Source organism: Lysinibacillus capsici, from assembly GCF_020217405.1.
Taxonomy (GTDB): domain Bacteria; phylum Bacillota; class Bacilli; order Bacillales_A; family Planococcaceae; genus Lysinibacillus; species Lysinibacillus capsici.
The window spans coordinates 4,150,290-4,175,887 of sequence record NZ_CP084108.1 but is presented as its reverse complement, the minus strand read 5'-3'; the positions used below and the strand labels follow the sequence as shown (position 1 = coordinate 4,175,887).

Sequence of the window (25,598 nt, the reverse complement as noted above, 5' to 3'; positions counted from 1 at the left end):
CCTTACCAAATTCGTCCTGCAAGCATAGTGAGTTTAATAAATGTAAAGACATCGTCTTCCTGTATGTTTAATGGTGTAGAAAGAGAATCTAAAGATTCTTCATTATGAAGGACTAAAAACAGCTCGTCCTGAAAGGCTTGAAGCATTGTGGAAATGGCTTGATCCACTGACTGTACAGTATCCTTTTTCTTTTCTCCAAAATGTACTTTGCCATATTGAGCAGCTTCTTCTAATTGCTGATCCGTTAAATAAAGATGAAGTGGTGTATCTACCATTTTCTTATTAAATTGTTGAACCTGCTGTGTAACAAGTTGAACAAGTAAATCTTGTAACGTTATGACAGGCTCTTCAATTGAAAATGAAATTTTTTCAAGTTTACGAGACTTCTTACCGATTACTTTTTGCTGGTAAAATAAACGCAATCTAACACCTCCTTACAATAATTTCATTATACAAGAGTGAGAACAGTGAAAAGAATAAGGCATATGACGCTAGTTACGTAAAAAAATTTGGGAAAAGTGTTATCAAAAGTAGCCTGCTACAACTGATTTGTAGGGTAGAAAGTGGGTAAAAATTTACTGAAGATTATGCGGAAAATAGAACATTTGTACGATTATTGTTATCAAGATAAGTATCATTTTGCGCTTTTTTATTCTAATAACGGTGAAGAAGCAGAATATATTACTCAGGTAACTTTATAGACATACATACGTAAAAGTAAATTCTTTCATGAAAGAGACTCGCTTTGAATTAGATTGGGTTTCTATGATTGAAGAATATTTTCTTTGTATTAAATAGGTGACATAATACAGTCCAATATTCATCCGCTATAAATAGTAGTCTATTTTTGTGTAGTTGTTGAAAGACATCTTTTCATCTCTGATTTCATAAGCTTTATAGGTATGATTTTATAAAGCTAGAAGGAGGCAAAATCATTCAAATACACGTTGTACGGGCTGGCGAGTCTTTATGGGTAATTGCACAGGCGTATGGGGCTACGGTTCAGAGCATTATAGATGCCAATCAAATTCCAGAGCCAAATCGTTTAGTTGTGGGGCAAGCTCTTGTCATCCCGATTGTCGGAAGCTTTTATTATGTACAGCCAGGTGATAGCCTATGGTCAATTGGCCAACGTTTCGGTATTAATTATGTAACACTTGCACAAGTAAATGGCATTAATCCAAATCAACCATTAGCAGTTGGAACGAGATTATATATCCCACAGCCACCAAAAACAAGGGCAGAAACATTAGCCTATTTAGAGCCGAGAGGAACATCAGTTAGTGAAGCACTCTTGAATCAAGCGAGGGAAGCGGGTCCTAATTTAACATATTTAGCTTTATTTAGCTATGAGGCTAGGCGTGATGGTACTTTACAGAGGCCACCAAGCCAAGGTGTGACACAAATTGCAAATGATACGGGAGCATCAATGGCAATGGTTATTTCTAATTTGGAGAATTTTAGTTTTAGTGGTGAATTAGCGAGAGATATTTTTCAAAGTACAGCTGTTCAAGATTTACTATTTGATAATATTCTTGTAGAAGCAAAGCGACTTGGAGATGTTAAAGATATCCACTTTGACTTCGAAAATTTGCCAGCAGATCAACGACAAGCCTATAACAATTTTTTAAGAAGAGCTGTAGAAAAATTTCACGCTCAAGGATATACAGTGTCTACAGCATTAGCTCCTAAAACAAGTGATAGTGAACGAGGACCATGGACAGCGGCACATGATTATAGAGCACATGGGGAAATCGTGGACTTTGTCTTACTCATGACTTATGAATGGGGATATTCAGCTGGCCCACCAATGGCTGTTTCACCTCTCCCAGAGGTAGAAGCAGTTGTAAAATATGCGGTGAGTGAAATACCTGCAAGCAAAATTATGTTAGGGCAAAATTTATATGGCTACGATTGGACGTTACCTTTTGTTCAAGGGGGACCGTATGCAGAAGCGCTTAGTCCACAGCGAGCCATTGAAATTGCTAAACGTTATAATGCAGCAATTCAGTATGATTGGAGAGCCCAAGCACCATTTTTTGAATACTATGATGAGCAGGGTAGGGCGCATATGGTGTGGTTTGAGGATGCTAGATCTATTCAAGCTAAATTCAATCTCATTAAACAATATAACCTTCGTGGTATTGGTTATTGGAAATTAGGACTACCATTCCCTCAGAACTGGGTGTTAATTGATGCCAATTTTAATGTGGTAAAGAAATGAGAAAATGAAGAAAAAAGGACGGATTGCCCAATGTATTTTCTTCGAAGAGGAAATTATCTGTAAAATTCATTTCTAATTATGGGTAAATATATTATAATTATGGTAAATAGTATTTTAGGAGGTATATTTTGGGTAAATTTAAAAAGTTAGGTATTATTTTAACAACTACTGCATTTTCTGTTGGTATTCTAGCACCCGTTTCACAAGCTTCTGCAAATGTGAAAGAACCTTCAGAGCGTATTGCAATACAGTTGGCTGCCTCAGAGACAAAAGTGACAAAAGGTATGCTAATTAACAAATTACGTGCACTATTCCCTGAAGAGTTCAAATTTGTAGCTGATAATGAGTTTAGTTCTGGTGGCGGTCATTTCTTTAGAGAAGATACAACGGTCCGCTATGATTTAAACTTCCATAAAACGATAAATGGTAAAGATGTCTATGGTGGTTTTACATTTAAAGGTGAAGATTTAGAGTTAGAATATTTCTATTATCAGCCAGCTAATATCGCTGAAGCAGTATATCCTGCAAAATATTCAGAGAATGAAGCCAAAAAAATTGCAGAAGACTTCCTGAAAAAATTTGCGAAAATAGAAAACTATAAACTCCGTGAAGATGGCTTCGGTTATTACAATGACATCAATCGTCCATTATCACAACCAATTACCTACTCATTTGTTTATTCACCAACCTATAATGGAGTGCTTATTGGCGATCAAAGTATCACTATAGATGTTCTTGCTAATGGTCAAATAACAGGAATGTATAAAAATACAGAATTAATTGGTAAAGCAACCTTTGATAGCTCAAGTCAGAAAAAAAATGAGGAAGAAATTGTTGCACAAGTACGTGATAACTTAGCAGTTGAACTTCGTTATTACGTAGACTATTTTAGCGATCAACGTAATGTGAAGCTTGTCTATATGCCAGCAACAGGATTTAATGGTGTACATGCATTAACGAGTCAATGGCAAACAACGAATGGCTTCTCTACACAAGTTCCTAAGACGAAAAGGGCTGAGAAAATATCCTCACAGCAATTACCACCAAGAAAAAGCGGTATGACAGTAGCAGAAGTTGAGGAATTCGCTAAAAATTTATTAAAAGTTGATGAAGACAAGGCAAAGCTCACGATTGATATGGTTGACGAAAGAGAAAATGACAATGGTGAAACGGTTTATACAGTAAATTACATGTATATGTACAATAATGGCGGTTCTGGTACCTCTTTCGAAATGAATAAGGCAACAGGCGATATCGTACAGTATCACGATATTATGAGAGATTTTATCAACACTGACAAAACAACTACCCTCTCTAAGGATGCGGCATTAGCAAAGGCTGTTGAATACTTAAAGCAATGGGCTCCATCCTATTTACATGAGTATTCGATGCCAATTGATGATCCTGTCCATGATGATTATAGTAAAGATTATTACTTCTCCTTCCCACGCATCGTAAACGGGATTGCGGTTGTTGGAGATGAAATAAACGTAGGTATTGGCTCTGATGGGTCATTACGTTCACTGAATGTTAATAAACAAAAGATTAATAACTGGCCTTCTCTTAATCAGGTAATCTCTGCTGATAAAGCAAAAGAAGCCTATAGTAAGGCCCTTACATTACAACTACAATATGTAAAGCAGGATACTGAAGGTAAACAACATTATGATCTAGTCTATGCTCCAACTTACAACGGTAGCTTAGTTAATCAAATTGATGCAATTACTGGTGAATGGTTGTATGAGGTAGATGACTCAAAAGAAAAACCATCTATTTCACACCCAACAGCAGCCAATGAATTAAATTATCTTTTAAATCAAAATGTATTAGAGGTAAAAAATATAGCAAACTTTAATGCTGATGCTGCTGTGACAAAGGGAGAAGCATTAAAGATTCTACTAAAATCTTTAACATATGGCCATTTTGGTAGTGGCGATGGTGAAAAGCAAACCTTCAGCAATATCGATAAAAACCATCCATTATATGGAGTGGTTGAACAAGCTGTAAGAATGGGAATTTTACAGCCAGCAAACCAATTCGCTTTAGATGAATCATTGACTCGTCAAGAGCTAGCGGTATGGGCTGTTAAAGCAATGCAATTGGAGAATGTTGCAAAGTATAAGGATATTTACAAATTAAACTTTGCGGATGCAGCATCCATTGATCCAGCGTATACAGGCTATATAGCAATAGCAAATGGGATGGGTCTGATAGATACACAGCAAAATAACTTTAATGCTACCAAGAGTGTATCATATGCCGATTTGGCTGTGTCAACAGTTCGTTTAGCAAAAGCTATTCAAGAAAATAAAGTGGATCGTAACTTCTATTATTAAGTCGCATTCCATGAAAAGGGTATCTCCTTAATTGTTGGAGATGCCCTTTTTAGGTTAGTTTGTAGAAGAATGGGGAAATAATAAGTAAAGAAAGGAGTGAATAAATTGAAATTGAAATTTATTTTAGTGATTTCTTTAATGACTGTTATTCTTTACGGCTGTAATAAGGATGAGGTAAAAGATGTGCCTGCAAACGCTCCAGCAGATCAGAATGCTACTCAACAGACTGGTGAGACGCCAACTGACCAAGTGACATTTAATTTTATAGAGTTTTCATTAGATGTTGATTACTCTGCAACGGAGTCTTATGAGGTAGAATATGAGGATAAAAAAACCGGAATAGAAGCAAAATTAGAAGATGATCGAAAAAAAGAAAAACTGCAGGGCGATGAAGCTTATACTAAATTAGAGCCGTTATTTAAGCAGTTGAATTTTGATTCTACAACATCTAATGATGAAGTGATTGATCAAGTAATCAAAGTATTCAATATTGATGATAACTATCAATCCATTGAAGTGGATGTCGAATTTGTAGACGGCAATGAAAAGGAATTTAAACGAATTAAATAAGAAAAACAAGCCAGCTAGCTGATTTAATCAGTTAGCTGGCTTTTCATTCATTTACATTCTCGTACCCAATGTCGATGTTTAGCAAGGGCATGAACAAAAGATTTTGGATCGGTTGCAACCCCATGTATATTGGCTATATGCTGTAAAAATAAAACATTTTCCGTATAACCTATTGTTTTACAGTGCTGATAGGCTTGTTCAATAAACTGTTCTGCTTTTGCTTGTTCATAGGAATTCTGAAAGGCTCCTGTAACATAAACCCCATCATAAAGAACTGAGGAGGTAGTAGCAAATGTTTCGTGAATTTCATAGCCGCTTACTATGCCTTGCTTATTACTTACTAGTTCAACTACGATATCTTCACTTAAAAATGTAGCAATAAGTTCATTTAATTTTTCACCACTATTTTCTGTAACAATTATAGCTACTTTATTAGATTTGACACTTTCCTTTGCATTGATTACTTGGCTAACAGCAGGAGAAGTTTGTTGAATATGTGGTACTTCCACTTCTACAGGTGGAACTATACCAATACGCTCAGCGATAGCTGAAGCAAGTGAGTAACTGACATGAGCATACATGTCTACAACTTGTTTTCGAATCGCTTTATTTTTTACTTTACCAAGTTCAAAGCTAAAGGCATCGATAATATGCTTTTTCTCAATATCTGTCATACTAAGCCAGAATAATCTTGCTTGAGAAAAATGGTCTTTAAAGCTCTCACTACGTGCACGTACTTTATGCCCTTCAACTTTTTCTTCATAATGCTTATATCCACCATCTGCTTCAGAAACAGGATGTGGTGTATTATTGGCTAAGGAATTTTTATGGTAGCTAACTTGTCCCACGTTAATGGTTTGTCGGCCATAGCCATCTCGTTGGTTATTATGAAATGGACAAATTGGTTTATTAATAGGAAGCTCATGGAAATTAGGTCCTCCCAGTCGTATTAACTGTGTATCGGTGTAGGAGAATAAACGACCTTGTAATAAAGGATCATTTGAAAAATCAATGCCAGGCACAACATGCCCGACATGGAATGCGGCTTGTTCCGTTTCTGCAAAAAAATTATCCACATTTTTATTCAAGGTCATTTTCCCAAGAATGCGTACTGGAACTTCTTCTTCAGGCCATATTTTCGTGGCATCAAGAATATCGAAGCTAAATTTGAATTCATCTTCAACGGGAATAAGTTGCACACCAAGCTCCCACTCTGGGAAATATCCACGTTCAATGGATTCCCATAAATCTCTGCGGTGAAAATCGGGATCTTTTCCAGCAATGATTTGTGCTTCATCCCATACTAATGATTTTACCCCAAGTACAGGTTTCCAATGAAATTTAACAAAGTGGGCTTTTCCTTCGGCATTGATAAAGCGATAAGTATTAACACCAAAGCCCTCCATCATTCGATAGCTTCGGGGAATCGATCTATCTGACATATGCCACATAACCATATGAGCAGACTCCTGATTATTTGCAATGAAATCCCAAAAAGTATCATGGGCACTTTGTGCTTGTGGTATTTCGTTATTTGGTTCGGGCTTTACAGCGTGTACAAAATCGGGGAATTTAATAGCATCTTGAATAAAAAATACTGGTATGTTATTTCCAACTAAATCATAATTGCCCTCTTGTGTATAAAACTTAGTAGCAAAGCCGCGTGCATCACGAACAGTATCTGCAGAACCTTTAGACCCGGCAACGGTAGAGAAGCGGACAAAAACAGGGGTTTTAGTGCCTTTTCCATTTAAAAATTGAGCCTTTGTAATATCACTTGCGCATTCATATGTTTCAAAAATTCCATGAGCGGCTGAGCCACGTGCGTGTACTACTCGTTCAGGAATTCGTTCATGGTCAAAGTGAGTCATTTTTTCACGGAAATGAAAATCCTCTAGTAAAGTGGGTCCTCGCTCACCTGCTTTTAGTGAATGTTCATCTTCCGATATTTTTAATCCTTGATTGGTTGTAAGAGGTTGATCTTTATCACTTACTCGGAATGCTTCTAGCTGTTGTTGTTTTTGATTGACATCTTTTTTCATTTAGAATCCTCCTTTATAAGTTACAACTACCTTCTACCCGAACGAAAAGATGGCAAACATAAAGAAACAAATTGATTGCTGTTTAAAAATGTATATGTTATTATTATCTCGAATTAGAGATAATTAAATTCGAAGTAAAAAGAGGGAGTCGTATGAAGCAAAACAATCGTAACTTAAAAGCATTTACGGTCTTGTTCCGTGCATATCAAACGATTCAAGATGCAACTAGAAGAGATTTACTTCAATTCGATTTAAATCAAACTGAATTTTCGGTTCTTGAATTTTTGTATCACCATGGAGAACAACCAGTTCAAATGATTGGTAAAAAAATATTAATTGCAAGCAGTAGTATTACTTATGTGATTGATAAGCTCGAGCAAAAGGGCTATGTGTACCGTAAGGCATGTCCAAGAGATCGTCGTGTTACGTACGTATTACTAACGCTTGAGGGACAGGTTTTGATGGAGGAAATATTCCCTAAGCATGAACAGAAAATAAATGAGATATTTGAAGTATTGGAAGCCCAGGAGCTGGACAACATGATTTTATCACTTAAAAAAGTTGGCAAGAACGCCACTAACCAATAAAAAAATTTAAATATATATCTCGATATCGAGATATATAGGAGGAGCATACTATGAATCATTTAAAAGGTGTACACCATGTAACGGCTATCACAAGTAGTGCTGAAGAAAATTATAAATTCTTTACCTATGTTTTAGGAATGCGCTTAATAAAGAAAACAGTGAATCAGGATGACATTCAAACATACCATTTATTTTTTGCAGATGATAAGGGTAGTGCAGGTACAGATATGACGTTCTTTGATTTCCCTAATATCCCAAAAGGTGTACATGGTACAAATGAAATTTCAAAGACTTCTTTCCGTGTACCAACGGATGCTGCTTTAGATTATTGGATAAAGCGATTTGACCGTTTAAATGTGAAGCATACAGGTATGAAAGAACAGTTTGGTAAGAAAACACTATCTTTCGTAGATTTTGATGATCAGCACTATCAGTTAATTTCTGATGAGCACAATACAGGTGTGGCGGCAGGTATGCCTTGGCAGGATGGCCCCATCCCACTTGAGTATGCCATTACAGGTTTAGGACCAGTATTTGTCCGTGTCGCTAATTTTAAATACTTTAAAGATGTGTTAGAAAAGGTAATGCTCTTTACAGAGATTGCAGAAGAAGGGGATTTCCATTTATTTGAAGTAGGTGAGGGAGGAAATGGCGCCCAGATTATTGTCGAGCACAACACAGTGTTACCCGTTGCTCGTCAAGGTTTTGGGACTGTTCACCATGCTGCCTTTCGTGTAGAGGATCGTGCGGTATTAGATGAATGGACTGCACGCTTTGAAAGTTTTGGTTTCCACACTTCTGGCTATGTAAATCGTCATTTCTTTGAATCATTGTATGCACGAGTAGCTCCGCAGATTTTATTTGAATTGGCTACAGATGGTCCAGGATTTATGGGCGATGAGCCATATGAAACATTAGGAGAAAAACTGTCATTACCACCGTTTTTAGAACCAAAACGTGAACAGATTGAAAGTCTTGTTCGTCCGATTGACACTGTAAGAAGTTCCATTATGTTCGATAAAGAATATGAGTAATACCATTTCATCCAGTTGGGAAAGCAAAGCCCCACTGGATGTATACATAACTATATTGGGGGATAAAAAAATGGAATTTTCCAAGCTGATTGATAAGCGTCGCTCTGCTAATAATTTTATCAAGGACGTTAAAATGACTGAAGAAGATATACGCCCTATTTTGGAGGATGTTAAGCTTGCCCCTTCAGCATTTAACCTACAGCATGCTAATTATATTGTTGTGCTGGATGAGGATATGAAAGAAAAGGTGAGAGAGGCAGCATATGGTCAATATAAAGTACATTCAGCTTCAGGTGTAATTCTTGTACTAGGTGACAAGGAAGCATATAAAAATACTGCTGAGCTAAGTCAAGGCATGGTGGATTTAGGCATAATTACAGCGGGTGAACTAGAGGATATTGTAGCAGAGAATACAAGATTTTATGAGGATCGTGGTGAAGGATTCATGAAAGATGAAGCCATTCGTAATGCTTCTTTGTCTGCTATGTTATTCATGCTAGCTGCAAAAAATCGTGGTTGGGACACTTGCCCAATGATTGGCTTTGATAATCAGAAAATGCGTGAGCTTTTCAATGTGCCAGAAACACATGAAATAGCCTTAATGATTACGATTGGGAAAGAAAAAGAGAGCAGTCGTCGATTACGTGGGTATCGTAAGCCAGTTGAAGAATTTGCCATTTATTATTGAAATGGTATAAAATACAATAGCTATACAAATACTATGAATAATGTACATTTAGGAGGAAACATCATGAAGGTAGTAGCAATCGTAGGTAGTATTCGTAAAAAATCTTATAATATGCAATTAGCTCAATTTATTCAAAAACGTTATACAGAAAAGTTAGACCTTGAAGTATTAAGCTTAAAGGACCTACCAATGTATAATCAAGATATTGAAAATGAGGCTCCACAAGCAGTTCTTGATTTTAAAGCAAAAGTAAAAGCTGCAGACGCTGTACTTTGGGTTACACCAGAATATAATGGTACAGTTCCAGGGGTTATGGTAAATGCTATTGATTGGCTATCTCGTGTAGATAAAGTAATGATTGGCAAGCCATCCATCATTATGGGTGCATCAATGGGGAACTTAGGTACTGTAAAAGCACAATTACATTTACGTGATATTTTATTCTCTCCAGGCATTAACTCACCGTTACTTAGCGGCAATGACGTTTATATTGGTGCTGTTCACACTAAATTTGATGAACAAGGCAATTTAACTGATGAAGGTACAGTGAAATTCCTTGACGTAGTCATTGATAATTTCTTAAGCTGGGCAAAAAAATACGTTTAATTAAAATCTAACCCATAAGTATACAATATACTTATGGGCATTTTTTGTTTGGAAAGATGCTACTTCTGCATGAAATCTTCACACTTTCAAGATATACTTTTAAGAAATTCTAAAATGGTGGTTACGGATGAGAAAATTATCATTAAAGCTTGGCATTATCTTTTTCATCACATTATTTTGTATTGAAACCTTTATGATGTTTTTTTTGCATGTTTCCCTGACAAATTCTAGAGTGGAAGAGGAACTAGAGCGTTTACAAGCGAGAGGAAATTCACATCGCACTATATTAGAACAGAACTTCAATAATGAAACATTAGCACATGTCGTTCTTATGGAATCAGAAGCAAGTACAGATGTCGTGGTGACTGACCATTTCGGGACAATCCTTGCATCCTCACAACCACATCAAGAAATCAGTGATCTGATTCGTGAGATGGAGGGGGAAATACCTTATGAAGGAAGGGTTTTACAAGACAATTGGCAAGAAGTTAAAGCTATTGCGACCATAAGCCCTATTCAAAATCAGCAAGGAACGATTGGCTATGTATTTATGTTTCAAAATACCGATTCCATCCATGCATTAATGAAACGGCTCAATAAGCATTTTCTCATCGTGGGTATTGTATCTGGTCTTGTCAGTATTGCAGTCATTGTTGTTCTATCTCGCAAGTTGGCTAAACCACTTATTCAAATGAAAGAGGCTACATTGAAAATGAGTAAGGGTGATTTTACAGTCGCTCTTTCTACGAATGGAAAAGACGAGCTTGGGGATTTATCAAATGCTATCCAGCTTTTATCCAATGATTTAAATCATCTGAGGCAAGAGCGTAAGGAGTTTTTATCGAGTATTGCACATGAGCTTCGTACACCGCTAACTTTTATTAAAGGCTATACAGACATTCTTGCTAAACGAGATTTAACAGAGCAAGATCGTCAAAAGTATTTAGCTATTATAATAGAAGAAACAAATAGACTTTCTAGATTAATTAAAGATTTATTTGATTTAGCGAAAATGGATGAAAACTCATTTGTAATTGAAAAACATTACTTACATTTAGAGCCGTTTTTTACAAGCATTGAAGAAAAATTAAGTCCCGCTTTTCAAGATAAAGGTATCTATTTGGTTGTCCGTTGTGATAGTGGCTTAACACTATATGCAGATGAAGCAAGACTTGAGCAAATCCTGATTAATTTATTAAATAATGCATTAATCTATTGTGCGCCAGGAGATATGACTACAGTCACTGTAAAAAAAGACAGTGGAACTTTAAGCATCACCGTTGAAGACACAGGGAAAGGAATTCCAAAGAAGGATTTACCATATATTTTTGATCGGTTTTATCGAGTGGAAAAATCACGTAGTCGTGCTTTAGGTGGATCTGGACTTGGGCTTGCTATTGTCAAGGAGCTTGTACAAGCACATGGGGGAGAAATAAAGGTTAGAAGTGAAATCAATAAAGGGACTACTTTTGAATTATCATTTAAAGGAGTAGAAACGAATGAAAACGATTTTATGCATTGATGATGAACCAAGAATGTTAGATTTATTAACCCTTTATTTGGAACCACTATTTCTTTGTAGAGCAATGACTTCTATACAAGAGGCATTGGATTTTTTAGAAGAAGAACATGTGGATTTAGTTCTTTTGGATATTATGATGCCAGAGATGAATGGGTGGCAGGTTTGCCAGGAAATTAGGAAGTTTTGGGATGTTCCTATCATTATGCTTACTGCAAAAGGAGAACACGCTGATATTGTAAAAGGTTTAAACCTTGGTGCTGATGACTACATTTTAAAGCCTTTTGATGAGGAGGAGTTGTTAGCACGCATACATGCTGTATTAAGAAGAACGATATCTGAAGAAAAAGTGATTAACTTTGAAGGGCTTTGTTTAGATAGAGAGTCCTTTGAAGTATATTTTCAACATAAGGCAATCCCATTAACACCAAAGGAATTTGCCATGCTCGCCCTATTTTTAGATTATCAAAATAGAGCATTTTCTAGAGAACACCTTATACATGCCGTTTGGGGATATGATGTAACGATTGAAGATCGTACCATTGATTCACATGTACGTAATTTACGAGAAAAATTAAGAAAAAGTGGTTTTCCGGCGGATGATTACTTGCAAACCGTTTGGGGCATCGGCTATAAATGGCATAAGTCTGCGAATAGAAAGCGAATGGAACATAAAAGCTAGAAATAACCTCTACCTTCAATTCTGGTAGAGGTTATTTCTATTATTTTGGACTAAGCTCTTCTTCTGTTACCCATTTATGATTTGTTACAGCTTCACCACTTGTAGTGGAAGTATAATCAACCATATATACAGTTGTTTGCACAGCCTCGTCAATAAGGACAGTCGCATTTTCCATACCTTCCATATGTGTTGCGTCCGTTTTTACTTCTGTTCCAGGAGCCAGTGGTGCTTCTTGTGGGTCAATTAATTCTTCATGAATCACCCACTTATGCTTTTCTATTCGCTTTCCACCAGATGTAGGCTCATAGGAAATAACATAGGCAGTTGTATTATAGGCACCTACTATTGTTGCTTCTGCCCCTTTCATACCTTCCATATGTCCATCTGTAATAATGGCTGTGCTCCCTACAGGAAATTTCGGGTTTTCAGCTTTTTTTAACGTTACTGGTACATCGCCAGAACTTGAATGGTTCATTGTAGAATGATCCATTTTTTCAGCAGTTTCATTAGAAGTGGACGCTGGTTCTGTTTGATCCTCTGTACAAGCCGATAAACTAATTAAAGCGACTACTGATAATAGTCCGACTGACCATCTTTTATTGAATTTCATATGATATCCTCCTCACTATGTGCTCCTAATGTAGCAAATAAATGTGCAGAAACGATGGATATGACCCTATGAAAAACATTTCTTTAGTCTGGAACAATTAGGTGGGGAGATATGCTATTGAATGGGCAGGATCTTCAATGTTTTTTGTAATCTATGGGCGAAGATACCAGCAAAAATAGCTAAAATAATATCTTTTGGTAGTGGAGGAATCATCCAAAGCCAAGCGAGCTTATATGAAAAATTCTCTGGCGCACTTGCCCAAAGCTTATATGCAAAAAACATCCAATTTGTTCCTATCAAATAATTTATAGCCGTTGCTACCAAAGCAGCTACGATAAAACTTTTCTTTGTCCCGCTTCGTTCCACGATTAGCCCTGCAACAAATGCTGCTAATATAAATGTAATAATAAACCCAAAGGTAGGGCTTAAAATTTGGCCAATTCCACCACCGAAACGAGCAAAGACAGGAGCTCCTGCCAATCCTACGCACATATAAATTGTACAGGCGAGCGCACCTTTTCTACTACCAAGAATAAGCCCTGCTAAAATTGCAAAGAAGGTTTGAAGCGTAATGGGTACACCACCAACTACCATAAAGGGTGCAAAGGAAGTGATATTAGCACCCACCATCATTAGCGTTGAAAACAACCCAATGTAGGTAATGTCAATAGTTCTTAATTTATGGTGACTATGTTGAGTAACAGTTGCCATGAATTTCACCTCGTTTTATAAGTTATTACTGCTAGTGTAAAAAACGAATGCCGTTGTGTCAACCTTATTATTGTTTTCGGTTAACTCAAATGTTGAGTTAAATAGAAGTAGACTATCTATCTATAAAAATGTATGATAGAATCGTCACAATTTTATAACTTCAAATACTATTGGTGTGACATTTTTGAATGTCACTTAAAAGGGAAGTCGGTGGAAGTCCGACGCTGTCCCGCAACTGTAACGAGGAATCCTATAATATGATTTGCCACTGTTTAAGAATGGGAAGGTAATTATAGGATAGTGAATCGAAGCCAGGAGACCTGCCATTTAGTAATACCTGTAATGCCCACGAGGATGCAAGCAATTACGGACAATAGCTGGATATTTTTCTGACTTTGTTTAATCTAGGGTATTTCTATGCGCATTTTCGCATGAGATACCTTTTTTTATTGCTTCATTCATCAATATTCAGTAGGAGTTTAAAACAGATGAATAAAAAATTTATGTTATTTTCCTTCGTACTTTTTATGGTATTAATTGTTTCAATGACCTTTGCTGTAATGGTTGGCTCAGTTTCAGTTACACCGTTATATGTATGGAAAGTTATTCTTTCTAAGATTCCTTTTATACAAAATTCAATCGAGCAAGATTGGAGTCGCTCTCAGGAAATCATCATCTGGCAAATAAGAGCACCTCGTGTTTTGCTAGCTGCTATAGTAGGAGCGGGGTTAGCCATTGCAGGGGCAGCCATTCAGGCACTTGTACGTAATTCTATTGCAGACCCGTATATTCTAGGGATTTCTTCAGGTGCAGCTGTCGGAGCTACTTCTGTGATTATTTTAGGAGCCTTTTCATTTTTAGGTATTTACGCTCTTTCGGTATCCGCATTCCTAGGTTCATTACTTGCGATTACACTTGTTTTTTTCTTGTCACGTGTTGGGGGACGTGTCTCTATTTTCCGCTTGCTATTGGCAGGCATGGCTGTGTCCTTTATCTTAACGGCTATCTCTAATTTTATTTTAATGATGTCAAAGCAAGAAGGGGCCTTAAAGGCTGTTATGTTTTGGATGCTAGGTAGTTTAGCTGGGGCCAAATGGAATAATATTGTGATTCCAGGCTTCGTATTCTTGGTTGTATTTGGGCTACTCTGGCTACACTATCGCAATTTAAATTTATTATTACTAGGAGAAGAGGCGGCAGTGACATTAGGCGTTAATCTTCAGCAATTCCGTATTCAGTTAATACTATTAGTATCTCTATTAACTGGTGTGCTTGTCGCAGTTAGTGGTTCTATAGGATTTGTGGGATTGATTATTCCCCATATTGTGCGTTTAATTGTGGGCTCAAACTATAAATACGTCATACCTATTAGTGCTTTAATAGGTGGAATATTCTTAGTGTGGGCAGATGCCTTTGCTCGAATCATTATTTCTCCTCAGGAAATGCCAATTGGTATTATTACAGCTTTTTGCGGGGGACCATTTTTCATTTGGCTTCTCCGTCGTAACAACTATTCTTTCGGTGAAGGAGATTAACGTCCATGACATTAGAAGCGAAACGAGTATCATTCTCCATTTACGATCAGCGTATACTACATGATGTAAGCATTCAAATAAAAGAAAAGCAATTTGTTGGATTAATTGGTCCTAATGGGAGCGGAAAATCAACATTGTTAAAAAATATGTATCGTCTCCTAAAACCTGAAAGCGGAACGGTAGTATTAAATGAGCAAGATATATTAAAGCAATCAAGTAAATCAATTGCGAAAAATTTGGCTGTTGTAAGCCAAGAGACACCCGTATTATTTGATTTCACTGTGCATGATTTAGTCAGTATGGGAAGAACACCACATAAAAAGCTGTTAGAGCTTGATCAAGAGAAAGATTTTCAAATTGTTAAAGAGGCTCTTAGCCAAACGGGCATATCGCATTTAGAGAAACGAAGCTTTAGTTCGCTTTCTGGTGGCGAGAAAAAGCGTGTCATGGTTGCAAGGGCACTCGCTCAACAAGCACAGGTATTAATATTGGATGAGCCGACGAATCATTTAGATATTCAACATCAACTTCAACTTATGGATTTAATTCAGACCTTGCATTTAACCGTAGTAGCAGCTTTACATGATTTAAATATCGCTGCTATGTATTGCGATCAAATTTACGTTTTACAGCAAGGGCGAATAGTTTGCCATGGTACACCAGAGGAAGTACTTACCCCAACAGTGCTACAAGATGTATTCGGTGTTTTTGCGGATATTCAAATACATCCACTGACAGGGAAGCCGTATCTTACATATGTTCCTGAACAGTTCACGAAGAGGTTTAGCCAAATATAGAAAGTGAGATCTTCTATTAGATACATAAAACATCCTTTAAGGAGTGACTGTATGCAAATAGCCTTTACGAAAATGCATGGTATTGGCAACAGCTATATCTATCTTGATCTTTTCCAACATAATTACAAGGAAGATATCTTTTGTGAATTGGCTCAAAAAATGGCCAATGTCCATACTGGTATTGGCTCGGATGGATTGATTATTATCCAACCATCTAAAATTGCTGACTGTGGTATGCGTGTATTTAATAAAGATGGCTCTGAGGGGACAAATTGCGGTAACGGTCTTCGCTGTGTTGCTAAGTATGTTTTTGAACGTCATATTGTACGACAAGAGCTAATTACGATTGAAACGAAATCCGGGATTATGCTGGCTCAGGTAGTGGTGCAAGACAATCGTGTAATAGAGGTGATAGTCGATATGGGCAAACCTCTCTTATTGCGCAAAGACATTCCGATGTTAGGAAATCCAAATGAGCTTGTCATCAATGAGATTTTTCCGTTACCCCAACAATCTCTTTTGGTAACAGCTTTGTTTTTGGGCAACCCGAATGCCGTATTTTTTGTGAATGCAATCGAGCAAGCACCATTAAGAACACTTGGTGATATAGCAAATGATATAAGATTTCCTTATCGTTGCAATGTTGAGTTTGTAGAGATTGTTCATGAGAAGGCGTTGAAATGCTGCGTTTGGGAACGAGGTTCGGGTATAACAGAGGCATGTGGGACAGGTGCTTGTGCAGCGGTAGTGGCTGCTATATTAAATGGTTTTTGTCAGAAGGGAGAAGAGATAGTAGTCCAACTTAGTGGCGGTGACTTAGTCATACGATGGGCTGACAATGACCATATCTGGATGCGTGGTCCTGCGGAATTTATTGCGGATGGAATTTATGAATTTTTATCTTAATTACTCCAATCCTTCTTCGTCATGCCATATTAAATAAAATGAATACAGGAAGCCTCCGATTTAAGAGTGGCGTCCTGTATTGTAGAGCCATTAAGATACTGCTTTTAAGCCTGCTACACCTATGATAATTGCTATGATACTGATAATACGTGATAGATTTTTAGATTCACCAAAGAAAATGATATTTACGAGTACAGCTCCAACAGTACCAATTCCTACCCAAACAACATAGGCAATACTTAACTGCAAATAGTTGAAGGATGCATATAAAAGGGCAAAGGACACACCAAAACCACCAATATATAAAATTAAGTTTTGTAATGTTTTCTGCTGACTATAGAAGCGTAAGCCAATCACACCTATAATTTCAGACAATGCAGCTAAGATAATAAGTACCCAACCCATTATACATTCTCTCCTTTCGTTTGCACCTGCACTTTAGAAGAATTATCCGCTAATTTTAGACCAATCACACCTAATATTAAAATAATCATGAACAGTCCTTTAATGGCATTAAATTCTCCTTCGAAAATGAAAATATCCATTAATGTAGTACCAATTGCACCTGCTCCGGCGAAAATAGCATAGACTGTACCAGTAGGTAAGCTCTCACAAGCCTTCGATAAGAAATGAAAATCTATAGCAATGATTGTCACAATAATTATCCAATGCCACCATGAGCTTGCTACGTTAAAGCCAAATACCCAAAGCAATTCAAATAAACTTGTTAAAACGACGTACATCCATTCTTTTTTCATAAATAAAATCCTTTCTATTAGGTAATGAAATGACTGACATTCAGTCATTTTTGAAGTAAAAAAGAACGTCACTTTTATGGGTGACGTAGGCCAAGTGCGTGAGATAGGAAGTCTATAAGCTCAAGCTTGAGCAATTTCATTGTTTCATCCTTGCTATCGTCAAATAAATAAATTTGTTCAGCAGCAGATTCAATTAGACCAATCATCAGTTTAGCAGAACGTGTTGGGTCAATTGAATCACGTATCATTCCCTGTTGCTGGCCAGATAATAAGAAATGACTCATCCATTCATAATAGGGTGCATATATATTTTCCCATTCTTTTAAATGCTCAGTTTGCGCAATACCTGCATAAATAAGTGCAACGATATCTCCATAATCTTTCGTGATTAAGAAAACCATTTCCACAACCTCTTCAAGTTGCTGTTCAAAGGGCTTATGACTTGAAATACCTTCATCTAAGGTAGCAATAATTTTTTCTACCATATTTTTAGCAATAGCTGGCATCACAGAAAGGCGTGATGGGAAATAAAGATAAAATGTTCCTTGAGCGATCCCAGCAGCTTTAACGATATCTGAAACCTTTGTTTTTTCTATTCCTTTTTCTCGAAAAACCTCAATGGCAGCTTGAATAATTTTTTCTTCTTTTGACATGCAATCCCTCACTTTTGCCTTACTTAATTATTATGTTATAGAATAAGAAAAATAATGTCAATAAAAATGACTGATAATCAGTCATTTTTATTTTCCATGTTCCGCAATTATGCGAAGAAGTATATTTTCTATATTTCGGGGAATTGTATAATTGAAAGGATTGATGGCCATGACAGAAATTAAGTTTGCACATTTAAACCCGCAGCAACTAGAAAAAATCAATGAGCTTGAAGAAAAGATTGGTGTAACATTAGTTGCCTATGATGCTTCCTCCACACCATCACACGGTTCTGGAGCTTTGGAGTCAAATAATAGCACTACCACAAACCATCCATCATAATGAAGAGAAATGCCTTGCAGTAATGTAAGGTATTTTCGTTTTATAGATGTACTAAAAGGAGTGTTTGAATTGAATGAATTTTATGCTGATTTACATATTCATATTGGACGTACTTCTAGTGGAAGGGCAGTGAAAATTACTGGCAGTAAAACGTTAACATTAGCACGAATTTTAGAGACGGCTAGTGCAAGAAAAGGATTAGACATCATTGGGATCATTGACTGTCACTCACCAGAAGTAATCGAAGAAATGGTGAGGATGATTGAACACGGAGAACTGCAAGAACTTAAAGAAGGTGGTCTGCGATTTCAGGAAACAACTTTGATTCCCGGATCAGAGATCGAAATTTATGATCAACATTGTCAGGGTCCTATTCATGTGCTTGCTTACTTTCCTACACTAGAGCTCATGAAGCAGTTCTCAGAATGGATGTCACAACATATGAAGAATATCCATTTAAGTTCACAGCGTATTTATTGTGATGGCCAGACATTGCAGCAAAAGGTGCATGAATTGGGAGGTATTTTTATTCCTGCACATGTATTTACACCATTTAAAAGTTTGTTTGGCAAAGGGGTTCGTCGAAGTTTAACTGAAGTCTTTGATCCCCACCTTATTGATGGCATTGAATTAGGTTTAAGCTCTGATACAAATATGGTACGTCATATTAAAGAATTACAAGCATATACATTCGTTAGCAATTCCGATGCGCATTCCCTTGGAAAATTAGCACGAGAATATCAAAAGTTACGATTAGCAGAAGCGAATTTTACAGAATTAAAAATGGCTCTGCATGAGCAAGAGGGACGAGCGGTAATAGCCAACTATGGCCTGAATCCTTTACTTGGCAAATATCATCAAACAGTTTGTTCAAAATGTAGTCAACAGCTAAGTAAAGAAGCTATCATTTGTATAGAATGTGGGAGTACTCATATTATAAAGGGAGTAGCTACCCGTATACAGGAGCTATCTGAAGACTTTCCCAATAAGCGAAATAGACCACCTTACATTCATCAGATACCACTTGATTTCATTCCAGGTATAGGTCCTAAAATGATGGAACGTTTAATCAGAGCATTTGGTACAGAAATGAATATTTTGCATCGTGTAACAATCGACCAGCTTGAACAAATTGTGCCACATAAACTAGCCCAATTAATCGATTTAGCGAGAACGGGTCAATTAGCCATTGAAGTTGGTGGTGGTGGGATTTATGGAAAGATACAGGTTGATTAGATAAAAAATGAAATGTTTTAAAAAGATTGTTGTAATTTAACCTATTTTTATCGCTCCTCTAGTAAAATAGTGAAAACAACGACTATTTTATAAGTAGAGGAGAGAGTAAATGAGATTATCAAAGAAATTTCGTTTTTTAGCTTCAAGTATATTGGCTTTGCAATTAGCTATACCTGTAGCAGCTAGTGCAGAAGAAGGACAGGGTGACCGTATAGCACCAAGTTGGATTGTACAAACCGATTATGTGGCTCTTGGTGATTCATTAGCACATGGGATGAATGAAGTAGGTGTAATTGGATTAGGCTATACCGATTTTATTGCACAGGCATTACAGCAAGACGGCTTCCTTACTTCCTTTAATAAGGGCTTTGCTATGTCAGGCTACACAACTAAAAATGTTTTAGTTGATCTACAAAATGATGTTGAAAAAACAGTGACTGGTTTTGGCTATACAGAGGAACAGGCAAAGTTACGAGCTTCTATTAAGGAAGCTGAAATCATCACATTAACAGCTGGGGCAAATGATCTATTGCCAATATTAAAAGAATCTCAAACAACGGGAATTGACACTGTGGCTATCATAAAAGCTACTAAAGAAGCTGTATCGAACATTGCTACTATTCTATCTGAAATCAAAAAAATTAATCCACAAGCTGAAGTATATGTAATGGGCTATTATAATTCCTTCCCATACTATAGTGCGAACTTACAAAAACAATTTAATCTGTTATTAGCTACTTTGAATTCAACAATCAAAACAACTACTGAAAAAGCGGGCGCTATTTTTGTTCCTACATATGATGTTGTTGCAAAGGATGTTGCCAACTATCTACCAAACCCTGAAAATATTCATTTAAGTGAAGCTGGTTATTTAGCGGTAGCAAATGAAGCATTTTTACCAATTATTAAAACAAGCTCTTTATGGGATGTCACGCAGGCTATAGGAGTAGAGGTAAAAGATCATACATCTGTTAAGGTTAGCTGGCAAGAAGCGACAGATAATGTAGGCGTAGCAAATTACCTTGTCTATGTGAATGGAAAATTAACTTCAACTTTAAATGCTGACACTACTACAATTACGCTCAAAGATTTAATAGAAAATACAACCTACAATGTATCTATCAAAGCCATTGATGGTGCTGGTAATGAAAGTGTTCAAAATCCTACAGTAACTTTCACTACGAAAGGAACCGTTAGCTTTACAGATACACAGAATCACTGGGCAAAAGAGTATATCCAAAAAGCCGCAAATACAGGTATAATGAATGGCTATACAGATGGGACATTTAGACCTGAGAGTAGTGTAACACGTGCCCAAGCTGCAGCCATTCTTGTAAGAAGTCTTGGCTTAACTACTGAAGAAAAAGCACCATTTACTGATATCGCAAATTATGATGCAGCAACACAGGCAGAAATTGCGGCAGCATATGTACATGGTCTTATTAAAGGAACCGATGGGAAGTTTAAGCCTGGACACCCTGTGACACGTGCTCAATTAGCTTTAATGATTCATCGCGCCTATGAACAGCAATCTAATCAGCCGTATATTGCAAAAGGCAATGTGCCATTTAGAGATGTTGCTTCTTATAATGCAGAAACCAAACGTGCCATCACAATGCTGTATGAATTAGAAATTGTGACAGGGGATGGAGGGAAATTTTCACCTGAGGCTGTCACAACAAGAGGTCAAGCAGCTAAAATATTTACCAATCTTAGTCAGCTACTCATTCAATAATAATTAGAAGGTAGGGGAATTGTCTCCTCTACCTTTTGACGTTTTCGTAAAAAACGAAGTATAGTCTAACTAAGCTGTTGTACGTCCATTAATAAAGGAGAATGGGATGCTGTCATTTATATTATCTGCTAAAAGATTAGTAAAAGGTTTGTGGAGGTCCTTTAAACGTCCACAGTTCTTATCATTATTTACTACACTATTTTTAATCATTCTATCAGGCACTCTATTCTACAAGGGGACAGAAGGGTGGTACTGGTTGGATGCCATGTATTTTGCTGTAGTGAGCTTAATTCCAACTGGAGTCGAAACAGGACTATTTCCAACAACGGCTTATTCTAAAGTTTTTACAATGATTTATTTAATTGTTGGTACAGGAGTAATGTTTATCATGTTATTAATGCTGGGACGCTCTATCGTAGATTTTTCTCTTAATGAAGAAGAAAAAGAAGAGGTTAAAAAACGTTTGAAAAAGTAAAATAGCAGCACAATGAATTCTTTTGGACGATTCATTGTACTGCTATTTTTTTATGATAGTTTGGCAATAATGCCTTCTTCGTCATCTAAAACAAGTTCAATCCCTGTTGAGAATGGATCACCGTGTAGAACATCCTTGATCCAAACACGTAAGGCACCAATCATGGCTGCTGTATTAAGCACCTCGATTTGACCGTTGACTTCGACCTCCGCACCAAAGCCTGCATCATCCTCGTAAGTCAATTCAACAAGAACATCCTCGGGTCGAATGTTTTGATAGTAGGCTTGAGATAAACAAATAGCATTAATAATATCTTGTTCGTTGATTATTTGTGCCATTGTGCTTCCTCTTTGCGCTTGTTATCTTTAAACATATTTATTATCTTCACAACAAGCATCACAATAACAACAATTGCTGCGACATTAATAAGTAAACCTAAAATATTTCCCAGTATACCCATACCACTAAATAGACTACCGAATAATAATCCAGCAAGTCCACCAAGCATTAATCCTTTCATCAGACCACCTGAGAAAAAGCCACCTTTTTTAGGAGTATCTGCTTTATTAGTAGATGTTGAGTTGTTTTTATTTGTTGTTGCATTGTTTTGATCTTTAGTAGTATCCGATTTTTGGATATTCGAGCTATTATTATTGTTAGAGAAGCCCTTTTTACCCGATTTATAGGATTTAGCTTCTGCCGTTGGCGTATCAGAAATAAATAATGTTGCACCAACAGTTGAAAATATCAGTGTCGCTGCAAAAAGAGCGGCAAGAATTTTTTTCATTACATACATTCCTCCAATATAATTTTTAATCTAATCATAAACTAGTTCTTATATAGTAATATTACATGAACTATATTAAAAAATAAAACAAACGCTTTCAAAAATTAAGCTATATCAAAAAATATGGACAAATAGTGGCAGATGTAATGATTGCAGAAATTATACAATAGAAAGGAGTGAAAAAATGCTACTAACTTTATCAATCTTCCTTACCATTTTTATTATTTTGTACCTAACAGAAAAAAGGCGATTTCTTAACGCGGTAGCCCTTGGCCTGATAGGTATGTATATTGTCAGAGCGTTCATTATTCATTATCCTTTATTGCTACCGAATGATCAGGGGATTATTTCCGAAATGGGGATATTCATTATATTAGGAAGCTTTCCAAGCATTATGTTTATTTTATCGATAGCCATGTTTTTCAATAGTAAAGTATTATTGGAAAAGGAAGGACGCAAATTTCGTAACTTAATGTTAGCTATATTGGGGCTAAGTTTTGTTATTATGATGATATGGTATGTATTCGTCATTTTTATTGAAATTGAAAATGTATTTTGGCATATTCTTTTCTTCTATGCGTTTTTGATTTTTGGCTATACAATGTTCTTATATACTAGTGTTCTTGCTTATTCAATATTGTATCTTCTTACACCAATACGTTATGAACCAAATTACATTATTGCATTAGGTTCAGGGTTAATTGGCGATACAGTACCTCCGCTTTTAGCAAGTCGTTTAGATGAAGCAGTAAAGCAATATATAAAGTATGAGATGAAGCCTTATATCATTGTCTCTGGTGGTCAAGGAAATGATGAAAAGGTATCAGAAGCATATGCAATGAAACAATACCTAATAGAAGTACATCATATTCCGACTGACAAGATAGTAATGGAGGATCGTTCAGCCAATACAGAACAAAATATGATCTTTTCAAAGCAAATAATGGACCACCATTCTCATGGAGAGAATTATCGTTCCATTTTTGTTACGAATAATTTCCATGTGTTTCGCGCAAGTATTTATGCTAGGAAAGCAGCATTAGATGCCGAGGGAATTGGCTCAAAAACTGCTTTTTACTATGTTCCTAATGCATTTACACGGGAATTTATAGGCTTATTAGCCATGTATAAATGGACCCATGTCACAGTATTTTTAATTATTACGCTTATCGTAGGCTTACTATTGAGAGCATATGTGTAACCAAACTTCAACTGTCTTCCATATAATAGTGGTAAGGCAGTTTTTTACATAGTGTGCAAGGGAGGAAAATAATGTACGAGCAAATTTTAGCCAAGCGAAATAAAGAACGAATAATTTCCCTACAAAATCTTACACAAACTCAAGATCAGTGGTTTGCTCAAAATATAAAATTACTTACATTCGCTGAAGTTAACCTAACAGCCTTGCAGAAAATACTGTATCAAGTAGTACGAGGATTATTAAAAGAACAGCAACAACGTCATTTGCAGATTGTCCATACAGTGCAATCTCAATCGATTCAGGAGAATGTATTAACGCTGTTGGCAGAATATGATGATGTCTTGCGCGATGCCATTCCACAGCCTATCTATATACTCATTTGGCAAATTTCTTCGCTAGAAACGTTAAAAAACAGTATAGAAGTAGTAGATGATGTGCTTGATATTGTAGAATGGTATTTTCGCCATCAAGATGAACAAGTTGCTGTTCTAGATGAAGAGGACTTAGATCATGAGCTCATTATTGATTTGTATAAGGAAGCGGTTGAAGAGCAGGATGGTGATGCCCAATATCAACTGGGCGAATACTATAATTCTAGAGAGGGTAAACATTTTCAACCTGAAAAATCATTGAAATGGTTTGAGCTAGCTGCTGCCCAAGGAAATGCAGATGCTCAATATATGCTTGGGAATTTTTGCTTCGGGGGCATAGGTATGGAGGAAAATTATTCCCTTGCCTTTTCATACTATGAAAAAGCAGCTTTACAGGGACATGCGGATGCTGCCAATAATTTAGCAGATATGTACTTTAATGGCGAGGGTGTCTCAACGGATTATACATTAGCAAAGAAATGGTTTGATTATGCTGCACAAAAGAATGTGGCAGAGGCAATGTTTACGTTAGGGATTATTTATGAGCAGGGGCTAGGTGTTGAGGTAGATGTGAAAGAGGCTTTTAACGCCTATAAAAAATCAGCTGAGGCAGGGTATGTGGAAGCACAATATCGACTTGGTGGAATTTATTTAGAGGGTCGCTTAGGCCAAGTGAAAGATGTCAATCGTGGTCTGTTTTGGTATGAAAGAGCTGCAGAGCAATATCATGTAGATGCCTTTTATGATTTAGGTTATATATGGAGTAATGGTCTGGCTGGAATTCGCAATCTCGAAAAAGGTATTCATTGGTTTAAGCAGGCCGCACTTCAAGGAGATGTGGAAGCCAAGCTACAGTTAGGGCATATTTTTAATAAAGATACAGGGTTAGATAGAAATCTGAAAGAAGCTATTAAATGGTTTGGACTCGCGGCAGATGCAGGATCCGAAGAAGCAGCTAAAATATTACAGGAACTTAAAGGATTGTAAATTTAGTGTTAAAAAAACATAGGTTTTTAGAATTATTTATAATGCTGCAACTCGTGAGTATTTTGGTCTAAATTAGACTGCTTTTTACGAGTATTTAGATAGATGATGATTGAGGGGAAAAAATATTAGTATAGTGAAATTTGAAGATGATCAATAAAAAAGTAGAATAAATATAAAACAAGTAAGCATAATAAACAAAAAAATAGTT

27 protein-coding genes and 1 riboswitch are annotated in these 25,598 nt (G+C 36.5%); of the genes, 18 read left to right on the top strand and 9 right to left on the bottom strand.

Going from position 1 to position 25,598, the window contains the following annotated elements; translation table 11 throughout:
- Positions 1-2: 2 nt before the first annotated feature.
- Positions 3-422, bottom strand: coding sequence for a hypothetical protein (locus LCP48_RS20670; protein ID WP_004224384.1), 420 nt, complete (start codon positions 420-422; stop codon positions 3-5).
- Positions 423-1,051: 629 nt separating this feature from the next.
- Here LCP48_RS20670 and LCP48_RS20665 point away from each other — a divergent pair.
- The 3 genes from LCP48_RS20665 to LCP48_RS20655 all read left to right on the top strand — a co-directional run bounded on the left by LCP48_RS20665 (position 1,052) and on the right by LCP48_RS20655 (position 5,130).
- Positions 1,052-2,224, top strand: coding sequence for a glycosyl hydrolase family 18 protein (locus LCP48_RS20665; protein ID WP_412759236.1), 1,173 nt, complete (start codon positions 1,052-1,054; stop codon positions 2,222-2,224).
- 128 nt (positions 2,225-2,352) lie between these two features.
- On the top strand, positions 2,353-4,560 hold the full coding sequence (locus LCP48_RS20660) for a YcdB/YcdC domain-containing protein (RefSeq protein ID WP_225340494.1): 2,208 nt from the start codon (positions 2,353-2,355) through the stop codon (positions 4,558-4,560).
- Between the two features lie 105 nt (positions 4,561-4,665).
- The gene (locus LCP48_RS20655; RefSeq protein WP_004224394.1) at positions 4,666-5,130 is read left to right on the top strand and encodes a YusW family protein; all 465 of its coding nucleotides are present in this window, start codon (positions 4,666-4,668) and stop codon (positions 5,128-5,130) included.
- 47 nt (positions 5,131-5,177) lie between these two features.
- On the opposite strand, the gene LCP48_RS20650 is transcribed toward LCP48_RS20655, so the two are convergent.
- The gene (locus LCP48_RS20650; protein ID WP_009374120.1) at positions 5,178-7,172 is read right to left on the bottom strand and encodes a catalase; all 1,995 of its coding nucleotides are present in this window, start codon (positions 7,170-7,172) and stop codon (positions 5,178-5,180) included.
- Between the two features lie 152 nt (positions 7,173-7,324).
- On the opposite strand from LCP48_RS20650, the gene LCP48_RS20645 reads away from it, so the two are divergent.
- The 6 genes from LCP48_RS20645 to LCP48_RS20620 all read left to right on the top strand — a co-directional run bounded on the left by LCP48_RS20645 (position 7,325) and on the right by LCP48_RS20620 (position 12,288).
- The gene (locus LCP48_RS20645; RefSeq protein ID WP_004224400.1) at positions 7,325-7,759 is read left to right on the top strand and encodes a MarR family winged helix-turn-helix transcriptional regulator; all 435 of its coding nucleotides are present in this window, start codon (positions 7,325-7,327) and stop codon (positions 7,757-7,759) included.
- Positions 7,760-7,809: 50 nt separating this feature from the next.
- A complete protein-coding gene (locus LCP48_RS20640) occupies positions 7,810-8,793 on the top strand; it encodes a ring-cleaving dioxygenase (protein WP_004224401.1) in 984 nt (327 codons plus the stop codon).
- Between the two features lie 70 nt (positions 8,794-8,863).
- Complete coding sequence (locus tag LCP48_RS20635; protein ID WP_004224402.1) at positions 8,864-9,481, top strand: nitroreductase family protein; 618 nt, start codon at positions 8,864-8,866, stop codon at positions 9,479-9,481.
- 63 nt (positions 9,482-9,544) lie between these two features.
- Positions 9,545-10,087 carry an NADPH-dependent FMN reductase gene (locus tag LCP48_RS20630; RefSeq protein WP_004224403.1) on the top strand — a complete coding sequence of 181 codons (543 nt, stop codon included), beginning with the start codon at positions 9,545-9,547 and terminating at the stop codon, positions 10,085-10,087.
- Between the two features lie 127 nt (positions 10,088-10,214).
- Positions 10,215-11,609 carry a HAMP domain-containing sensor histidine kinase gene (locus LCP48_RS20625; protein WP_009374119.1) on the top strand — a complete coding sequence of 465 codons (1,395 nt, stop codon included), beginning with the start codon at positions 10,215-10,217 and terminating at the stop codon, positions 11,607-11,609.
- The gene (locus LCP48_RS20620; RefSeq protein WP_004224406.1) at positions 11,587-12,288 is read left to right on the top strand and encodes a response regulator transcription factor; all 702 of its coding nucleotides are present in this window, start codon (positions 11,587-11,589) and stop codon (positions 12,286-12,288) included. Before LCP48_RS20625 ends, LCP48_RS20620 begins: the two co-directional genes overlap by 23 nt.
- A 40-nt stretch (positions 12,289-12,328) precedes the next feature.
- Here LCP48_RS20620 and LCP48_RS20615 read toward each other — a convergent pair whose 3' ends face one another.
- Together LCP48_RS20615 and LCP48_RS20610 are read right to left on the bottom strand one after the other, a co-directional pair.
- A complete protein-coding gene (locus LCP48_RS20615; RefSeq protein ID WP_004224407.1) occupies positions 12,329-12,898 on the bottom strand; it encodes a YdhK family protein in 570 nt (189 codons plus the stop codon).
- Positions 12,899-13,012: 114 nt separating this feature from the next.
- The gene (locus LCP48_RS20610; RefSeq protein WP_004224408.1) at positions 13,013-13,609 is read right to left on the bottom strand and encodes a biotin transporter BioY; all 597 of its coding nucleotides are present in this window, start codon (positions 13,607-13,609) and stop codon (positions 13,013-13,015) included.
- Positions 13,610-13,763: 154 nt separating this feature from the next.
- Positions 13,764-13,951, top strand: a riboswitch (cobalamin riboswitch).
- A gap of 146 nt (positions 13,952-14,097) precedes the next feature.
- Here LCP48_RS20610 and LCP48_RS20605 point away from each other — a divergent pair.
- From LCP48_RS20605 to dapF, 3 genes are read left to right on the top strand one after another with little or no spacing between them, the layout of a single operon-like run.
- Positions 14,098-15,144: a FecCD family ABC transporter permease gene (locus LCP48_RS20605; RefSeq protein ID WP_009374118.1), complete on the top strand. Its 1,047-nt coding sequence runs from the start codon at positions 14,098-14,100 to the stop codon at positions 15,142-15,144.
- A 5-nt stretch (positions 15,145-15,149) separates the two neighbouring features.
- The gene (locus tag LCP48_RS20600) at positions 15,150-15,941 is read left to right on the top strand and encodes a heme ABC transporter ATP-binding protein (RefSeq protein WP_004224412.1); all 792 of its coding nucleotides are present in this window, start codon (positions 15,150-15,152) and stop codon (positions 15,939-15,941) included.
- A gap of 51 nt (positions 15,942-15,992) precedes the next feature.
- Positions 15,993-16,847 carry a diaminopimelate epimerase gene (gene dapF, locus LCP48_RS20595; protein ID WP_004224415.1) on the top strand — a complete coding sequence of 285 codons (855 nt, stop codon included), beginning with the start codon at positions 15,993-15,995 and terminating at the stop codon, positions 16,845-16,847.
- Between the two features lie 90 nt (positions 16,848-16,937).
- Here dapF and LCP48_RS20590 read toward each other — a convergent pair whose 3' ends face one another.
- The 3 genes from LCP48_RS20590 to LCP48_RS20580 all read right to left on the bottom strand — a co-directional run bounded on the left by LCP48_RS20590 (position 16,938) and on the right by LCP48_RS20580 (position 18,258).
- Positions 16,938-17,252 (bottom strand): DMT family transporter, encoded by a 315-nt coding sequence (locus tag LCP48_RS20590; protein WP_004224417.1) that lies wholly within the window; start codon positions 17,250-17,252, stop codon positions 16,938-16,940.
- Positions 17,252-17,605: a DMT family transporter gene (locus LCP48_RS20585; RefSeq protein ID WP_004224419.1), complete on the bottom strand. Its 354-nt coding sequence runs from the start codon at positions 17,603-17,605 to the stop codon at positions 17,252-17,254. Before LCP48_RS20585 ends, LCP48_RS20590 begins: the two co-directional genes overlap by 1 nt.
- Before the next feature lie 74 nt (positions 17,606-17,679).
- Positions 17,680-18,258: a TetR/AcrR family transcriptional regulator gene (locus LCP48_RS20580; RefSeq protein WP_009374117.1), complete on the bottom strand. Its 579-nt coding sequence runs from the start codon at positions 18,256-18,258 to the stop codon at positions 17,680-17,682.
- A 169-nt stretch (positions 18,259-18,427) separates the two neighbouring features.
- On the opposite strand from LCP48_RS20580, the gene LCP48_RS20575 reads away from it, so the two are divergent.
- The 4 genes from LCP48_RS20575 (at position 18,428) to LCP48_RS20560 (ending at position 22,044) form a co-directional block, all read left to right on the top strand.
- On the top strand, positions 18,428-18,598 hold the full coding sequence (locus LCP48_RS20575; protein WP_009374116.1) for a hypothetical protein: 171 nt from the start codon (positions 18,428-18,430) through the stop codon (positions 18,596-18,598).
- A 69-nt stretch (positions 18,599-18,667) separates the two neighbouring features.
- Positions 18,668-19,834, top strand: coding sequence for an endonuclease Q family protein (locus tag LCP48_RS20570; RefSeq protein ID WP_004224426.1), 1,167 nt, complete (start codon positions 18,668-18,670; stop codon positions 19,832-19,834).
- Positions 19,835-19,943: 109 nt separating this feature from the next.
- Complete coding sequence (locus LCP48_RS20565) at positions 19,944-21,569, top strand: S-layer homology domain-containing protein (protein WP_004224429.1); 1,626 nt, start codon at positions 19,944-19,946, stop codon at positions 21,567-21,569.
- 106 nt (positions 21,570-21,675) lie between these two features.
- Positions 21,676-22,044, top strand: coding sequence for an ion channel (locus tag LCP48_RS20560; RefSeq protein ID WP_009374114.1), 369 nt, complete (start codon positions 21,676-21,678; stop codon positions 22,042-22,044).
- A 50-nt stretch (positions 22,045-22,094) separates the two neighbouring features.
- Here LCP48_RS20560 and LCP48_RS20555 read toward each other — a convergent pair whose 3' ends face one another.
- Together LCP48_RS20555 and LCP48_RS20550 are read right to left on the bottom strand one after the other, a co-directional pair.
- The gene (locus LCP48_RS20555; protein ID WP_004224435.1) at positions 22,095-22,382 is read right to left on the bottom strand and encodes a DUF2653 family protein; all 288 of its coding nucleotides are present in this window, start codon (positions 22,380-22,382) and stop codon (positions 22,095-22,097) included.
- Complete coding sequence (locus tag LCP48_RS20550) at positions 22,370-22,831, bottom strand: hypothetical protein (protein WP_225340493.1); 462 nt, start codon at positions 22,829-22,831, stop codon at positions 22,370-22,372. The genes LCP48_RS20555 and LCP48_RS20550 overlap by 13 nt, the downstream gene beginning before the upstream one ends.
- A 184-nt stretch (positions 22,832-23,015) precedes the next feature.
- Here LCP48_RS20550 and LCP48_RS20545 point away from each other — a divergent pair, with 184 nt between their 5' ends.
- Positions 23,016-24,032, top strand: coding sequence for a YdcF family protein (locus LCP48_RS20545; protein ID WP_004224439.1), 1,017 nt, complete (start codon positions 23,016-23,018; stop codon positions 24,030-24,032).
- A 71-nt stretch (positions 24,033-24,103) separates the two neighbouring features.
- Complete coding sequence (locus LCP48_RS20540; RefSeq protein ID WP_225340492.1) at positions 24,104-25,390, top strand: tetratricopeptide repeat protein; 1,287 nt, start codon at positions 24,104-24,106, stop codon at positions 25,388-25,390.
- Positions 25,391-25,598 lie beyond the last annotated feature (208 nt).

Coding starts and splice junctions, on each gene's coding strand:
- LCP48_RS20635 (WP_004224402.1), top strand. CDS start 8,864: ATGGAATTTTCCAAGCTGATTGATAAGCGTCGCTCTGCTAATAATTTT.
- LCP48_RS20550 (WP_225340493.1), bottom strand. CDS start 22,831: ATGAAAAAAATTCTTGCCGCTCTTTTTGCAGCGACACTGATATTTTCA.
- dapF (WP_004224415.1), top strand. CDS start 15,993: ATGCAAATAGCCTTTACGAAAATGCATGGTATTGGCAACAGCTATATC.
- LCP48_RS20615 (WP_004224407.1), bottom strand. CDS start 12,898: ATGAAATTCAATAAAAGATGGTCAGTCGGACTATTATCAGTAGTCGCT.
- LCP48_RS20600 (WP_004224412.1), top strand. CDS start 15,150: ATGACATTAGAAGCGAAACGAGTATCATTCTCCATTTACGATCAGCGT.
- LCP48_RS20555 (WP_004224435.1), bottom strand. CDS start 22,382: ATGGCACAAATAATCAACGAACAAGATATTATTAATGCTATTTGTTTA.
- LCP48_RS20640 (WP_004224401.1), top strand. CDS start 7,810: ATGAATCATTTAAAAGGTGTACACCATGTAACGGCTATCACAAGTAGT.
- LCP48_RS20545 (WP_004224439.1), top strand. CDS start 23,016: ATGCTACTAACTTTATCAATCTTCCTTACCATTTTTATTATTTTGTAC.
- LCP48_RS20540 (WP_225340492.1), top strand. CDS start 24,104: ATGTACGAGCAAATTTTAGCCAAGCGAAATAAAGAACGAATAATTTCC.
- LCP48_RS20560 (WP_009374114.1), top strand. CDS start 21,676: ATGCTGTCATTTATATTATCTGCTAAAAGATTAGTAAAAGGTTTGTGG.
- LCP48_RS20625 (WP_009374119.1), top strand. CDS start 10,215: ATGAGAAAATTATCATTAAAGCTTGGCATTATCTTTTTCATCACATTA.
- LCP48_RS20575 (WP_009374116.1), top strand. CDS start 18,428: ATGACAGAAATTAAGTTTGCACATTTAAACCCGCAGCAACTAGAAAAA.
- LCP48_RS20585 (WP_004224419.1), bottom strand. CDS start 17,605: ATGAAAAAAGAATGGATGTACGTCGTTTTAACAAGTTTATTTGAATTG.
- LCP48_RS20630 (WP_004224403.1), top strand. CDS start 9,545: ATGAAGGTAGTAGCAATCGTAGGTAGTATTCGTAAAAAATCTTATAAT.
- LCP48_RS20620 (WP_004224406.1), top strand. CDS start 11,587: ATGAAAACGATTTTATGCATTGATGATGAACCAAGAATGTTAGATTTA.
- LCP48_RS20605 (WP_009374118.1), top strand. CDS start 14,098: ATGAATAAAAAATTTATGTTATTTTCCTTCGTACTTTTTATGGTATTA.
- LCP48_RS20565 (WP_004224429.1), top strand. CDS start 19,944: ATGAGATTATCAAAGAAATTTCGTTTTTTAGCTTCAAGTATATTGGCT.
- LCP48_RS20645 (WP_004224400.1), top strand. CDS start 7,325: ATGAAGCAAAACAATCGTAACTTAAAAGCATTTACGGTCTTGTTCCGT.
- LCP48_RS20590 (WP_004224417.1), bottom strand. CDS start 17,252: ATGGGTTGGGTACTTATTATCTTAGCTGCATTGTCTGAAATTATAGGT.
- LCP48_RS20650 (WP_009374120.1), bottom strand. CDS start 7,172: ATGAAAAAAGATGTCAATCAAAAACAACAACAGCTAGAAGCATTCCGA.
- LCP48_RS20610 (WP_004224408.1), bottom strand. CDS start 13,609: ATGGCAACTGTTACTCAACATAGTCACCATAAATTAAGAACTATTGAC.
- LCP48_RS20580 (WP_009374117.1), bottom strand. CDS start 18,258: ATGTCAAAAGAAGAAAAAATTATTCAAGCTGCCATTGAGGTTTTTCGA.